Origin of the sequence: Anabaena sp. PCC 7108, from assembly GCF_000332135.1 — a bacterium.
Lineage (GTDB): Bacteria > Cyanobacteriota > Cyanobacteriia > Cyanobacteriales > Nostocaceae > Anabaena.
Window position 1 is genome coordinate 1,190,461 of record NZ_KB235896.1, and the last position, 14,877, is coordinate 1,205,337.

Annotated in this window: 13 protein-coding genes; 7 read left to right on the plus strand and 6 right to left on the minus strand. The window is 40.9% G+C overall.

Annotation, left to right across the window (positions count from 1 at the left end; genetic code table 11):
* The first annotated feature begins 59 nt into the window (after positions 1-59).
* The gene (locus tag ANA7108_RS0106180; protein WP_016949901.1) at positions 60-536 is read left to right on the plus strand and encodes a hypothetical protein; all 477 of its coding nucleotides are present in this window, start codon (positions 60-62) and stop codon (positions 534-536) included.
* Positions 537-600: 64 nt separating this feature from the next.
* On the opposite strand, the gene sds is transcribed toward ANA7108_RS0106180, so the two are convergent.
* Complete coding sequence (gene sds / locus ANA7108_RS0106185) at positions 601-1,572, minus strand: solanesyl diphosphate synthase (RefSeq protein WP_016949902.1); 972 nt, start codon at positions 1,570-1,572, stop codon at positions 601-603.
* 1,003 nt (positions 1,573-2,575) lie between these two features.
* Here sds and ANA7108_RS0106190 point away from each other — a divergent pair.
* The gene (locus ANA7108_RS0106190) at positions 2,576-2,773 is read left to right on the plus strand and encodes a hypothetical protein (protein WP_016949903.1); all 198 of its coding nucleotides are present in this window, start codon (positions 2,576-2,578) and stop codon (positions 2,771-2,773) included.
* A gap of 35 nt (positions 2,774-2,808) precedes the next feature.
* Here the strand turns inward: ANA7108_RS0106190 and murI are convergent, their stop codons facing one another.
* On the minus strand, positions 2,809-3,666 hold the full coding sequence (murI, locus tag ANA7108_RS0106195; protein ID WP_016949904.1) for a glutamate racemase: 858 nt from the start codon (positions 3,664-3,666) through the stop codon (positions 2,809-2,811).
* Positions 3,667-4,134: 468 nt separating this feature from the next.
* The gene (locus ANA7108_RS0106205; RefSeq protein WP_026104010.1) at positions 4,135-6,039 is read right to left on the minus strand and encodes an N-acetylmuramoyl-L-alanine amidase; all 1,905 of its coding nucleotides are present in this window, start codon (positions 6,037-6,039) and stop codon (positions 4,135-4,137) included.
* On the opposite strand from ANA7108_RS0106205, the gene ANA7108_RS30455 reads away from it, so the two are divergent.
* Positions 5,993-6,166 (plus strand): hypothetical protein, encoded by a 174-nt coding sequence (locus ANA7108_RS30455; protein ID WP_192815428.1) that lies wholly within the window; start codon positions 5,993-5,995, stop codon positions 6,164-6,166. The two genes, ANA7108_RS0106205 and ANA7108_RS30455, sit on opposite strands and share 47 nt — an antisense overlap.
* 211 nt (positions 6,167-6,377) lie before the next feature.
* Here the strand turns inward: ANA7108_RS30455 and ANA7108_RS0106210 are convergent, their stop codons facing one another.
* Entirely contained in the window at positions 6,378-8,255 is a 1,878-nt protein-coding gene (locus ANA7108_RS0106210) for an N-acetylmuramoyl-L-alanine amidase (RefSeq protein WP_016949907.1), read from the minus strand.
* 698 nt (positions 8,256-8,953) lie between these two features.
* Positions 8,954-10,366 (minus strand): cation:proton antiporter, encoded by a 1,413-nt coding sequence (locus tag ANA7108_RS0106215; protein ID WP_016949908.1) that lies wholly within the window; start codon positions 10,364-10,366, stop codon positions 8,954-8,956.
* Between the two features lie 418 nt (positions 10,367-10,784).
* Here ANA7108_RS0106215 and ANA7108_RS0106220 point away from each other — a divergent pair, with 418 nt between their 5' ends.
* Entirely contained in the window at positions 10,785-11,528 is a 744-nt protein-coding gene (locus ANA7108_RS0106220) for an SIMPL domain-containing protein (protein WP_016949909.1), read from the plus strand.
* Positions 11,529-11,589: 61 nt separating this feature from the next.
* Here ANA7108_RS0106220 and ANA7108_RS0106225 read toward each other — a convergent pair whose 3' ends face one another.
* Positions 11,590-11,952, minus strand: a complete 363-nt coding sequence (locus tag ANA7108_RS0106225) for a single-stranded DNA-binding protein (RefSeq protein ID WP_016949910.1) — start codon at positions 11,950-11,952, stop codon at positions 11,590-11,592.
* Between the two features lie 372 nt (positions 11,953-12,324).
* Between ANA7108_RS0106225 and ANA7108_RS0106230 the strand changes: the two genes are divergently transcribed.
* The 3 genes from ANA7108_RS0106230 (at position 12,325) to mreD (ending at position 14,872) form a co-directional block, all read left to right on the plus strand.
* Entirely contained in the window at positions 12,325-13,332 is a 1,008-nt protein-coding gene (locus ANA7108_RS0106230) for a rod shape-determining protein (protein ID WP_016949911.1), read from the plus strand.
* An 89-nt stretch (positions 13,333-13,421) separates the two neighbouring features.
* Complete coding sequence (mreC, locus tag ANA7108_RS0106235) at positions 13,422-14,231, plus strand: rod shape-determining protein MreC (RefSeq protein ID WP_016949912.1); 810 nt, start codon at positions 13,422-13,424, stop codon at positions 14,229-14,231.
* A gap of 23 nt (positions 14,232-14,254) precedes the next feature.
* Entirely contained in the window at positions 14,255-14,872 is a 618-nt protein-coding gene (mreD, locus tag ANA7108_RS0106240) for a rod shape-determining protein MreD (protein WP_016949913.1), read from the plus strand.
* The last annotated feature ends 5 nt before the right edge of the window (positions 14,873-14,877 follow it).

Consider the following 14,877-nt stretch of genomic DNA (forward strand, 5'->3'; position numbering starts at 1 on the left):
ACTGTTCCCTGTTCCCTGATTTAATGTTTTGGAGATGACTCAGGAGCTATTGATAAGTCATGACAAATTTAGAAGCACAAATTCAATTGTTGATTGACAATGCACCTCAGGATGGTATGACACCAGAAATTGTGGCCACAATTGCCCCTGCGCTGAGAGCGATCGCTCAAAAGTTACGTTACCCCCACTACTATATTCTCCAAAATTTGCAGGAAAATTGGATTTTAACTACATTAAGTAACAAAAAAAAGCCAAAATTAGAGAGACGCGTGGTTTACGCTTTTCCTAGATTACAGGATGTCTCTTTGTTTACATCTGTTGGGATTAACCCTCAAGTAGTAGCTAAAACCATTCCTGTCATTCACATTCTGTTTCAATTGGTTGCATTAGAGCCAGTAGATAGTATAGTTTTTTTTGAGACTCCTGGCACAACCAGCAACGCCATTGAAGTCGAGCGAACTGACCTACAAAACCTAATTCAGCAGAATCTACAACAATATAGAACTAGTAAACAAGTTCCTCCAGATATTGCCTGAATCAATTTTAGATTTTAGATTTTGAATTTTAGATTCAATCCAAAATCTAAAATCCACCCATGGGCTAATAGAGACGGCTTAGTACATAATCAGTCATGTTAATTAATGCTTGTCGTGATTCTGAGGATTCTAGAGTGGCAATATTTTCAGCAGCTAACTTAGCATGGTGAGCAGCTAATTCTCTAGCTCGCTGTATACCTTGGCTATCTGTAATCAACCCCAGTGCCTGATCTAAATCACCAGCTTGGGCAAACTCTCTTTCAATCAGCACTTCTAGGTAAGGTTGTTCCTCTAAGGCGAATAACACTGGGGCTGTTAGATTACCACTTTTGAGATCCGATCCGGCTGGTTTCCCTAAGATATCTGTAGAACCAGTGAAATCTAAGATATCGTCTACTATTTGGAAAGCTAGACCAAGATGCTTACCGTAGTTATACAAATTGTCAGCACTTTCTGGGGAAACTTCACTGAGTAATCCAGCTGCTTTAGAACTGTTAGCAATTAAGGAAGCTGTTTTGTAATAGCTCTTTTTGAGATAAGTTCCCGTAGAGAGATTAGTATCAAAACGATTCAGTCCTTGTTGGATTTCCCCAGCCGCCAAATCCATAATTACTTCTGAAAGTAGTTTGACTACATCCAAATTGTCTAGATTTGCTAAATACCAGGACGACTGAGCAAAGAGAAAATCTCCTGCTAGTATGGCAATACGATTACCAAATAAACTATGAACCGTAGGTACACCACGGCGTACATTTGACTCATCCACTACATCATCATGTACTAAGCTGGCTGTGTGGATCATTTCCGTAATCTCTGCCAAGCGGCGATGACGGGGCGTAATATCTTGTTCTAGCATGGTTGCCCGCGATATTAGCAGCACAATTGCTGGTCTGAGACGCTTGCCCCCAGCACCAAATAAATGTTCGGCGGCTGCATAGAGAATGGGGTGGCGATTTCCAACTAGCTGTGTGAGGTTATCTGCTAGTATTTGCAGGTCTGCTTCCACAGGGGTAAACAGGGAGGTGGCTGGGGTCATGGATGGGCGGACTCTGACTTAGGTTACGAAAGTTTACATATCCTTTACTCATTTTAAGATAACCCAATGCCAGCGCAAAGTTTTCCTCAGGGAATCCCATACTCCATGATCTGCAAAAAAGCAGAAAAAAGTTTGCTATTTTGAACTACTTGTGATAGGAAAATATGACAATTGACAGTGTCGAAAGTCTTTTGCTGTCCTAACCACCTTAGCCGTTGTCATAGTTCTTGGGTCAAAAACCGAATTATTTATTAAAACTGCTGATTTTGGACATCGGATGCTCCCTCTTTTCTCACAGTGGGGTTAAACCTTTATTTTTCGTGGGCTGTAACCTTGAAAATTCGTAGATTTATCCAATAGTGATGAAAGAGGTTTATTTTCACGTCTTGTTAATTTATTTCCCATGCAAATTGCTTGATATGAAGCTTGTGTGTAAACATCTAGAAAATTTGAAATTTAGTCTGGAAGTTATCTTAAAATCCCGTTAGGTTATGTTACGCTAAATTATAGGAGTTTTAAATTTTTTAAGATATTCACCTCCAAAAAAGCAAATCACCACTAAGTGATTTTACTCATTGGTGCTGTGAGTCTAAAATATTAGGTCGCCTACAAAATAAAGGGAATAATTCCTGAATCTTTTTACGTGACCAAAAGGCCTTTTGGGTTAGATAATGCGCCTCCTATTCGGGAAGCCACTACACTCATTCAGCACAAGTTGAGCATTAGTGTAGCTCTAAATCGATTGGTGTGAGGGTAAATAACGCAGACTGGGTAGACTGCTGAAGAGCGCAGTTGATTTGCTAAATGACAAATTAACTACTGTCGGATGTGTGGTCTGCGGCAAAATAAATAAAATCATAAATTCGTTAACCGAAGAGAATTAACACTCTACTGGGTGATTTTTCATAGCTAACTACAGTAATCAAGTACATTCTTGATTGACTGAAGTTCTACTTTTTTGTATGCAATTTTATATTCCCTTGAGAGCGGGGCTGGTAGAACAATGATTTACGTAAATATGCCTATGTTGATATTTATTTTAGCTGCTGGATATTTATTCACCGTCTACTTATTATTAGCACTAGCAAAGCGAACAGGCAAAAAAGGTGTTCTTAAAAGTGGAGCTTCAGCTATACAGGATCAGCACAATCAGGAAAGAGGACTAAGGACAAAAGTAACTGAGGTAGTCAATAGTCAATAAAAAAGTACTGAGTACTGAGTACTCGGTACTCGGTACTAGGATACTGTGGCATCAGAAAGAAATACCTGTTCTACCAGAGGAGTATAGCCCAACCACTGTAAACCAGACTGAGCAAATTGTTGGGGACAACCGCTGACAGCAAAGCGAGTAGGCATTGGTAGGTAAGTATTTCTGATGGTTAATAAGTCTAACTCTTGAGTACAAGCTGCCACAACATGAACAGCTGGATCAACCAGCTTGACTTGTGAAGGGAGGAGCGATCGCAATACTGGTGCTAAATGGGGATAATGGGTACAGCCATAGACCAAGGTATCAATTTCCTGTTTGATTAAAGGCTCTAGATATGATCTAGCCACTTCTGTTGTATAAGGGTCATGAATGCGATTTTTTTCAATAAGTGGCACAAATTCTGGACAACTGACTTGCCAGACTTGGACATCAGGTTGTATTTCTATAATAGCCTGACGATAGGCATTACTTTTGGCAGTTGCTGGGGTAGCTATGACACCAATACGCTTACCTTGCTGTACAGCAGCTTTTGCTCCTGGTAGGATGACTCCGAGAATAGGGAAATTAAATTCTTGACGGACATTTTCTAGAGCTAGGGCTGAACTGGTATTACAAGCCATAATCACCATTTTCACCCGTTGCTGTTGCATCCAGATTAGGATTTCTCTGACATATTGTAAAATTTCTGCTTGTGAACGAATACCGTAAGGAAGATGGGCTGTATCCCCAAAGTAAATAATTGATTCATTGGGAAGTTGCTTGTAGAGTTGTCGTAGTACCGTCAGCCCACCTACACCGCTGTCAAACACACCAATAGGGGCGCGTTGAGGTTCTTTCTCAGAGAAATTATTAAGATTACCTTCAAAAATGGAAGATGAATACACAGGTAAATTGTTGATTGAGATTTTGCTATTTAAAATACAGAATTTAGCAGACAATTCTCTGATTGACCAGGAATTTTAGATTTTAGATTTTAGATTAAAAAAAATGGCTTTCCTAGACTAGTTATAGAAAATTAATACTTGATATCAGGTTAAGTCCTTACATAGTAGGGTATTCAAGAATCAGAAAGCATATTTTTATTAAATCTTTGATTCTATTTTAGCAAAACCTAGTTATGTCAGGTGTTTTAGGGGTTTTTTAGTATTAATTTATCAAACGAAGTCTAGGAGAGCCAAAAAAATTTGGTATGGGTTTCCTGTTCTAAAGGACGGCAAAATACTCGCTGCGCTGCGTACGCTTCGCTAACGTAAATCCAAAATCGAGTGACCACTAAATTCCGTACCTCAAATAAGTCTACATACTGACTTTATAATTAGTAATGTGTGTTACATTGTAAAAGTACTGTATTCTCATCGTTGCTGTAGATACTTGAGGATACCACGAGCGATCGCATCAGCCATGCGATTTTGGTACTCTGGAGAGCCTAACCGGGGGTTATCCTCACGACCAGTCATATAACCCGTTTCGACTAAAATAGCGGGCATAGGATTTTTCCTAAGCACATAAAATCTAGCCTTACGGGTTCCTCGGTCTTTGATCGTACCGATATCCTGAAGAATAGTTTTGCGAACAGTTTCTGCCAGACCATAACCACTGTCGTAATAATATACCTCTAACCCATTCACATCAGGACGACTATCTACTGAATTAGCGTGAATGCTGACAAACAAAGTCGCATTTACTCGCTTGGCTATATCTACTCGTCCTTGTAATTCTACAAAAAAGTCAGCATCTCGCGTCATCACAGCTTGGACACCATTTTGCTCTAGAATCGAAGCCACCCTTTTACCAATTGGCAGGATGACATCCTTTTCTAACAAACCGCCCAAACCGGGAGCGCCTGAATCTTTACCACCATGTCCGGGGTCAATAACCACTAATAGTTTTCCTCTAGGAACAGAGAAACGCGGTTGTGGCTGAGTACGTATTTGAGAACTATCTGTAGTTGGGTCTGGTAGTTGCCTGCTATTGATTGATGATAAAGGAGGTAAATTAATTGGAGGTGCTACCTGCCGAGAGCGTTCTAACTGTAAAGCTAACAGCTTTTCTCCTACTTGGTTAAGTTCTCCAATTTGCACACCAGAGGCGGGTTGAACAAAGACAACTACACTGTTAACTTGAGGTTGTAGACGTACCCTAAGAACAGGACTATTAGCATTAAAAGCGGGACCTTGTACTTTACTAGCTAACTTAGCATTAGGAATAGTGATGCGAAATAAACCAGAGGTTCTATCCCAGCCACCAGTAGCAGATATAGCTTGGTCGGCTCTAATCAGTAGCTGTGTACCATTACTAGCCAGTTCTACAGACCCAATTGTGGCTGGGGCGTTGGGAACAATTGCTGTAGAGGGTCGATTTTCTGGCAATCTCACTAGACGATTAGGCAGTAAAACAAAACCCTCATTATTGCCAGTTGTAGCTTGCCAATCGGGGCTATTGCCATCTACCCGCAAAGTCATGCGGACAGTAGGCGTTTTACTTGACAGTTGGGTCAATTGAATACGGCTGACACCATAGCGATTAATCAACAAATCCCTCTGTCCAAATTTTGGTGATAATGCAGCGCCAGCAATTTCAATATTAATTATGCGCTTATCTTCGCTACGATCAAATTGAATTTGGGGACTACCACCACTAGTACGAACGAAAAAACCATCCCCTGTTACCCGCAAGTTTTCAATTTGGACTACTCCCCTGATAGTGTTGAGGGCTATGTCACGGTTAGGAAGGGTGACAGGAGTTCTTGTCACCATGTTGTAAGTATTTCCAGGAGAGGCTGTGGGTGTGAATGGTGATTGAGGGGGTATGAATTTAGGTGTTTCTGTTGCTTGCTCACCTACATAGCCAGAAGATGGTGGTGCTTGGGCTTCTAACTGTGGTAGTTGTACTATCCAGCGACTGCTACTAGCCCCAGTGAATTTGACGAGGGTGGGGTCTAGGGTATAACCAGAAGTAAGTTCTACAACTAGGCGCGTTGTTTGTTCATCAAACTGCCCAATGCGAATAGCACGAATTGCTCCACCTATCGGTTGGGTTAACTGAGGACGACCAAAGGTAGTACCTGGTAAGTCAATTACCAACCGAGTTGGGTTAAAGATTAGTTGTGCTTGGGGCTGAACAGGACCTGATGTGTTAATTTCTAGGCGGTTTTGATTGGGATCAAAGCGCCAAGATTCTAATTTCGCGGCCATTGCTGGCGACGATAGCATGAATATAGTTCCAAAAGTGCTGGGTATTAACCAGTGTAGTTTCACAGTCCTTTCTCCTGATTCGCATTCATGGGAGTCGTCAATATGTATCTTGGCAAATCCTCACACCTTTACCGCCCAAAATTTAGCTTGGCGCTGGTATCGATACACAGCTAATGGCGTAACACTATAGCATAGGTTTTAAATTTTGCCATGCTGTGAGCGTAAATCAATTTAAGCTGCAAAGCATCAGATTACACCAAAAAGAGCTATCAAAATTAACCGTAATCATAAAAATCCCATTTTTTTAAGCAGAGCTTTTAGTAGTCTGTCAAGAATCAATTGTTGGGTAAATAAATGTTGATGGTCAAATTTGACGAGTGATACAAACGAATTTACAGTTTTTATCTTTGCTTTAAATACTGGAGAATTCCTTGGGCGATCGCTTCGGCCATCTGATTTTGATAAGCTGAGGTTCTGAGCTTGGCAGCATCTTCCCGACCAGTTACAAAACCAGTTTCTACTAAAATTGAGGGCATAGAACTTTTTCTGAGAACATAAAACCTGGCTTTACGGACTTTTCGGTCTCTGACATTGAGACTTTGAAGAATTTTGTTATGGACAATACGAGCTAAAGTCAGACCACTGTCGTAATAATACGTTTCTAAACCACTAACCTCCGGACGACTTGCTCCGGCGGAATTAGCATGAATGCTGACAAATACATCAGCATTAGCTCTTTCTGACATATTTACCCGTCCGGGTAAGCTAACGAAATAATCAGAATCTCTTGTCATCACTGCTTGCACACCGTTTTGCTGCAAAATCTCTGCTACCCTTTTGCCAATGGGCAAGATGATATTTTTTTCTTGTACTCCACCAATACCAACAGCTCCTGAATCTTTACCACCATGTCCAGGGTCAATGATAACTAATAATTTCCCTTTGGGAACTGAGGCACGGGGTCGGGGCTGAGGAGTCCTGATATTTGGGTTTGGCAATTGTCCACTGTTGGCTGATGGTAAGGGAGGTAAGCTGATTAGGGGTCTTACTTGACGATATCTTTGTAATTCTAGAGCCAAAATCTGGTTACTAACTTGATTAAGCGCTCCAACTTGTACACCAGATGCAGGCTGAACAAACATAACTACACTGTTGGGTGTTTGCTGTTGCATACGTACCCGGAGAACAGAGCTATTAGTATTGAAAGTAGGAGTTGTGACTGTAGGTGCTAACTTAGCATTGGGAATTGTGATGCGAAATAGTCCACTAGACTTATCCCAAGCACCGGTAGCAGATAGAGTTTGGTCGGCTCTAATTAGTAGTTGTGTACCATTAGCAGCTAGTTCTACAGATTGAATAGTAGCTGGGGAGTTAGTAACAGGGAGGTTGCTGGTTGAGGGAATAAGTGTGGATTGATGATTATTTCCAGGTAAGCGAACCACACCCTTAGTCGGTAGTAGAACTAAGCCACCAACGCTGCTGATACTAGCCCTCCAGTCGGGACTATTTTTATCGACCCGCAATGTGAGACGGACAGAGGCTGGTTTTGTTTGCAGTTGAGTGAATTCGATGCGGCTGACACCATGCTGATTTACTAGTACATTCCTTGGTGCTAAACCAGGTGATAAAGTAGCGGCTGAGATATCCATGAAAATAGTTGTGCGATCTGCGCTTCGCAGCAGCGCTTCGCTATCGCGGCTACGATTTACCTGAATTCGGGGATTACCACCACTGGTACGAATAAAAAAACCATCTCCTGTGGTTTGTATTTTCTGAATTTGAGTTGTTCCGGCTGTAGTGTTAGTTGCTGTTGAAAACTCTGGTTTAGGCTGAGAGTCTATCGTCACTAAACTATAAGTATTAGTGTTGCTAGAAACTGGAACTTTCTCAACTTCTAGCTTTGGTAATTGGACTGTCCAACGACTGCCAGTTGTGCTAACAAATTTAATTAAATTAGGATCTACAGTATAACCAGGAGTGAAATCTACAACTATGCGTGCTGTTTGAGGGTCAAACTGTCCTACCCGAATTGAGCGAATAGCACCACCTACGGGTTGAGTTAATTGAGATTGCCCAAATTTAGTTCCTGGTAAATCAATTACTAAACGTGTAGGGTTAAAAATTAGTTGTGCTTGGGGTTGTACAGCCCCAGAAGTATTAATTTCTAGTCGATTTTGATTTTTATCAAACTGCCAAGATTCTAATTTTGCGGCTAAAGTTGGCGAAGATAGTAAGAAAATAGTTCCAATAGTACCGGGTAGTAATGAGTATATTTTCAAATTGCTTGCTCCTAATTTACATTTTTGGATTTACGGTTAAAATTCCTGACTATAGCCAGCCTAAATCATATTTTTAAAATATATTAAATAGCTATTATTAACTGCTCAAACCATAACAGATGATGGGTAATAAGGGTATATATCTGTACTGAGCCTTGTAAGTGCAAGGCGCTGGCTACGCCAACAAAAATCAAATAGGATTCCTATAGATAAACCTAGTCCAAGTTGAGAACTGTAGTTTTTTAAAAGGGAACAGGGAACAGGGAACAGGGAACAGGGAACAGGGAACAGGGAACAGGGAACAGGGAACAGGGAACAGGGAACAGGGAACAGGGAACAGGGAAGAGTATAGAATTTGAGAATAAAACCCGATTAAAAAAACTATGGGTTTCAAAATAGACGCGGTTTAGTTCAAAAATCTTAGATGAATCCTTACACTCGTACCAAGTTGGGATTTTAGATTGTGGATTGTAAAAGACTTACTGTATTAGATTTGTAATTTTTCATCTGCCGCCATTATTTGCAAATTTACTATCACAGCAGACGGTGATTGCAACAGATAAGTTTCCTTTAAATAATATTACAGCAGTTATGGTAAAAGCAGAAAGAAAACAGGCTTTATATCCATCAAAATATACTTGTCCATAGTTAATTATGGACAAGTAAAAATCAGAAAATAATCACTGATTCAGACTCTCCTATGAATCTGAGTTATCTTCCAAAGTTACACCATTATTTGCTGTTGCTATTGCACCATCTAGAGTAGCTGTGGTGGTTGATTCGGGAAATACGAATCTTAATAGAGGGGGAGCTAAAAAAGTAGTGAGAATTACCATCATAATAATTGCTGCTCCTAATGGTTTTGAGAGAACGCCACTAGCAGCGCCAACACCAGCAAATACTAAGCCTACCTCTCCTCTGGGAATCATCCCCACACCAATAGCCAAACGATTGATGTTGGGTTGTCCAAACACGGCTAAACCTGTGATCACTTTACCGATAATGGCGACTGTAATCAGGAAAGTTGCCATAATTAAGCCTTCTCGATTACTGGGGATTGCTGGATTTAATACTCCAAAATCAGTTTTTGCCCCAACAGTAACAAAAAATATCGGTACTAGCATATCAGCAATGGGAATAACTTGCTTTTGCAGTTCCTTGCGTTTGTCGGTTTCTTCTAGAACTAAACCTGCTGCGAAAGCGCCAAGAATTGCTTCTAAGTGGATGACGGCAGCTAAATAGGCCATAATAAAGGCAAAAATGAAGGCAGGTATGACCAATTCACCGCGGGTTTTGAGTTTATCTGCGATCGCTACAAAGGATTTGTTAAATACATTACCCAAAACAATCGCACCAACAAGAAAACTAGTAGCGCTGATAATTAAATAGATGACATTGCCTACATCGACTACGCCATCTTTCGCTAAACTAGCAACTACCGCCAGGACAATGATTCCCAGTACGTCATCTAATACAGCCGCACCCAGAATAATCTGCCCTTCTTTAGAATTCAAGCGTCCTAGTTCTGAGAGGACTTTGGAAGTAATACCAATACTAGTAGCAGTTAAAGCTGCCCCCGCAAAAATTGCGGGTATAGCACTAATACCAAACAAAGTCATTAGCCCTACGGTCCCCGCAGCAAAGGGTACTACCACACCCACTACTGCCACAAGTACGGCTTGGATACCAACTTCCATTAAGTCTTTTAAGTTTGATTCCAAGCCAATTTCAAATAGCAGGATAATCACACCCAGTTCTGCTAAAACAGAAACGACCTCTGACTGAGCGGCAAATACCTGTGGTGTAGCTTCTGGAGTTAAACCAGCAGTGATTTGCAGGAAGGTCATAATTAAAGAATTAGAACTGTCTGTCCCACCTTCGGGAAATACTAACAGATGAAGTACAGAGACACCGATGATTACACCACCAACAAGTTCACCCAAGACTGGAGGTAAACCAATTCTGTTTGATAATTCCCCTCCTACTTTGCTGGCGAAGTAAATTACTACTAGACTCAGTAGCACCGAGGCGATTACCATTGAACTGTCTACGGTTTCTGTAGTACTAGCCAACAGGGGAACAGTAAAATTGATTGCACTGAAAAACTGCATTGGTTCTGTGAATATCCTTCTCTTTATTTTTACCTTGTTATTGAAACTATTTCATAGCCATAGACTTATACTCGCTACTTACAGTAACCATAGTTTTTTCATATACAGCAGGTAAGAGACCATAATCAAACCTCTAGAAATTTTAGTGTTATGACAGGTGATAGGGAACAGGTGAGAGGTGACAGTCTGAAAAGTCTTTTGGTGTCTAGGTTTTATCATCAGTTGGTTTCCTAGCCGCCCTGTCTGTTGCTATATTTTTTCAGTTGCCAAAAATGTAACCAAGCAACTTTTGGATTTAGGCAGTGTCAAAGTATAAATATCCAAATCAAACAATTGCGTTTTAGTTGTGAATATCCTTTGGTAAACGCTGCCTAAAACCTGGAAAATCCCTATAAATTTTTTGAGGAGTGTAAATCTAATGTATAAAGCTAATTTATCCAGTTCTGGTTTTCAGCAGGGTGAGTTTTGGAAAGGACTTTGTTTAACTTTGCTTTTATTGATGATTTTTACATTACCGGCATCGGCACAAGAAAAAGAAAAATTATGGCGCACTTTGACTGTGAGTGGTCGTGGGGTGGAAACAATTCCTACAACCTTGTCGCAAGTTAATTTAGGTGTGGAGGTGCAAGGTAAAACAGCCGAGGAGGTACAAAAAGAAGCAGCCCGCAGGTCATCAGCTGTAGTCAATCTGCTCAAAAACCGCAATGTAGAAAAATTAGAAACTACAGGTGTTCGCCTTAATCCAGTATATAGCTACAACAATAATGTACAAAAAATTACGGGTTATGCTGCCAGCAATATGGTGAGTTTTCGTGTTCCTACTGATAAAGCTGGTACATTGTTAGACGAAGCTATCAAAACTGGAGCGACACAAATTAGCGGTGTGAGTTTTGTAGCTAGTGATGATGCGATCGCCAATGCCCAAAAACAAGCACTTAAAAAAGCGACCCAGAATGCTCAACAGCAAGCAGAGGCAGTTCTTGATTCATTGGGGTTGAAGTCGAAAGAAATAGTTAGTATTCAAGTTAATGGTGCAAGTGCGCCACCTCCACCCATGCTTTACCGGGCTGAAGCTAAGTTAACTAATGCTGATGCTTCTACCCCTATAGTTGGAGGTGAACAAGAAGTACAAGCATCAGTAACGTTGCAAATTAGTTACTAGTTATTATTTATTTAGTCATTAGTCATTAGTCATTAAGAATACCAATGACCAATGACTAAATTTAGAAATTATCTGGAGACATATCAGACATCCCTCCTTCGCCATCACGCTTAGAACCTAGCAATTCTAGTTGTTCTACATGAATAACTGGACTAGAACGGTTGACTCCAGTTTGGCGATCATTCCAGGAATCAAACTTCAAAGAACCTTTAACCCCGATTAAGCTGCCTTTGCGTACATAGTTACCTGCAACTTCAGCTGTTTTCCCCCAGAGTTCTAGATTAAACCAGTCTGGTTTATCGTTGTTACGCGATCGCCGATTAACTGCTAGTGTTAATCTACATTTAACCGTACCAGACTCAAAATACTTCATATCCGGGTCGCCGCCGACACGACCGACAAGAGTGACAACATTAATGCTCATAAGTGTGACCTTTTAGTACAAGAGTACTTGATACTTTGGGAAGTATATAATATTTAATTGTAAAAACATTTAAAATATGTTAAGTAATTAGCAATATCATTAATTCCACACAATGATTCAAAAATGACTTGGCATTATTGCCAAAATTATACGGTTATACTGAGTGACTTGGGAATAGAGAAAATAAGATGGATGAAACTTCCATCAAGATTGACAAAATTTATGGAAAAAAATAGTCTGTTTGACTGGAGTCAGGCGAAAAAACATAATAGAATCCAGCACAATTAATTCTGACGTTATATTCATAAGTAGCGCAAATAGGGGGCTTAGAGACGCGTGGGTCTTTTCAGGAACTTTCGCTCATCATGGGATATGGGTATCGACCTCGGTACAGCCAACACCCTAGTTTATGTATCTGGTAAAGGAATTGTACTCCAAGAGCCTTCGGTAGTGGCCATTGATCAAAATGAAAAAATAGCGCTGGCAGTTGGAGAAGATGCCAAAAAAATGCTAGGTCGGACACCAGGTAATGTAATTGCCGTCCGTCCCCTGCGTGATGGAGTCATTGCTGATTTCGATACCGCTGAATTAATGCTAAAAAGCTTTATTCAGCGAGTAAATGAAGGCAGATCATTAATTCTACCTCGGATTGTCATTGGTATTCCCAGCGGGGTAACAGGAGTTGAAAGACGGGCTGTCATGGATGCAGCTACTCAAGCAGGAGCTAGGGAAGTATATTTGATTGATGAGCCAGTAGCAGCAGCAATTGGCGCAGGACTACCTGTTGCTGAACCCACTGGTAACATGATCATTGATATTGGTGGTGGCACAACAGAAGTAGCAGTGCTGAGTCTTCAGGGTACTGTAATCAGTGAATCAGTCCGAATCGCGGGAGATGAGTTAACTGAAGCAATTATTCACTACATGAAGAAAGTTCATAACTTAGTCATTGGGGAAAGAACTGCTGAAGATATCAAAATTCGGATTGGCTCTGCCTATCCTACCAATGATGACGGTGATGCTATTATGGAAGTCCGAGGCTTGCATTTGCTCTCTGGATTACCTCGAACTGTTACCATTAAAGGCCCGGAAATTCGGGAAAGTATGTTGGAACCTCTCTCGGTAATTATAGAAGCAGTCAAGCGAACACTAGAACGTACACCGCCAGAACTGGCAGCAGATATTATTGATCGAGGTATTATGCTGGCAGGTGGTGGCGCATTACTCAAAGGCTTAGATACCCTGATTAGTCATGAGACAGGTATTGTAACACACATTGCGGCCGATCCCTTAAGCTGCGTTGTCTTGGGAACTGGTCGTGTGTTAGAAAACTTTAAGCAGCTAGAACGAGTCTTCAGTGGTCGTTCTCGCAATATGTAGCAAAAAATGTAAGCTGGATACTGGGTTCTGTCAATGTGAGTTATGGAATCCAATATCCTTGATAACTTATAGAATATATACAGGTATAAATGTTTACTGCACGCCGTTGGTGGGAACATAAAGGTTTACAAATAGGTTTGTTAGCTTTAGTAGTTGGTAGTGCTTGGACACTGCGACAGACTCAAGGCACACTACTGTTGGAAATATATCAAGGTATTACCCGTCCGTTACAGATATTGCAGCCAGGAATAAGTCCTGAAGAACGTATTCGTGACGCTCGGTTTATGGAGTTACAAACCCGCATAGTCGATTTGGAAAGTCAAAATCAAAAACTTCAAAGTTTATTAGGTTATGTAGAAAAGGAGCAGGAATCAGTCAAACCAGTTCTATCGAGAGTAGTAGGACGCAGTGCGGATCACTGGTGGCAACAAGTGACTCTAAATCGTGGGACAAACGCTGGTATTCAAGAAGGTTTTGTTGTTAAAGCTGATGGTGGATTAGTTGGTTTAGTAGAAAGTGTTACTCCCAATACTAGCCGTGTGTTGTTAGTTAGCGATCTAAAAAGTCATGTAGGTGTTACTATTAGCCGCACAGCAGCCAAGGGGGTTTTACGTGGAGATTCTTCTGCCGAAGGGGTGCTAGAGTTTTACGAAAAAGTTCCTAATGTTAAAGTGGGGGATTTAATTTCTACTTCCACTTATAGTCAGAAATTCCCGGCTGGCTTACCGGTAGGACGAGTTAAATCTCTGGATTTAAAGAAACTTCCAGCATCAGTGGCAAAAGTTGAGCTATTCCCACCAATTAAATATTTAGATTGGGTAACTGTATATCCTAAGCCAGAAAACACAAATCCGGAAAAACCTAATGTGATCAATCAACAGTCACAAAAATCTAATTAAATAGTTGACAATTTGGCAAAACAATGAAAATTCCTGGATTTCCTGGCAAGAGACAGAGAACAGCACCATCGCCAGACCGAAAATCCACATTCTTGCTCCCAGCATTGAGACATTGGTATCCTTGGGTGCGTCAATTATTGGATTGGGCAGTAACATCTGGATCTGTGCTGTTATGTTTACTGATGTTACCAACCCGTTTACCAGGTATGGAATTATTGGGTATTGGCCCTAACTGGGTACTAATTTGGGTGGTGGCGTGGAGTGTGAAGCGATCGCTCTTTGTTGGTGCATTCGCGGGTATAGTAATTGGCTTACTACAAGATGGGATGACATCGCCTAACCCTACTCATGCAATCAGTTTGGGGATAGTAGGGATGCTCACGGGTTTAATTCAGAAGCAGCGTTTTATTCAAGAAGACTTTATTTCTATCGCTTTAATTGTCTTTGGAATGGCGGTGTTAGCGGATACTATTTTTGCTGTGCAATTGTCTTTCACAGGCGATCGCAAAGTGGAAGACATTTGGACATACTACCAGCGTGTTGCCTTAGCATCTGCAATTCTCAGTAGCTTGTGGGCCCCTGTAGTTTATTATCCCTTAAATCGCTGGTGGCAACAGACAAAATTAATTCGTAATTCTTAAGATTA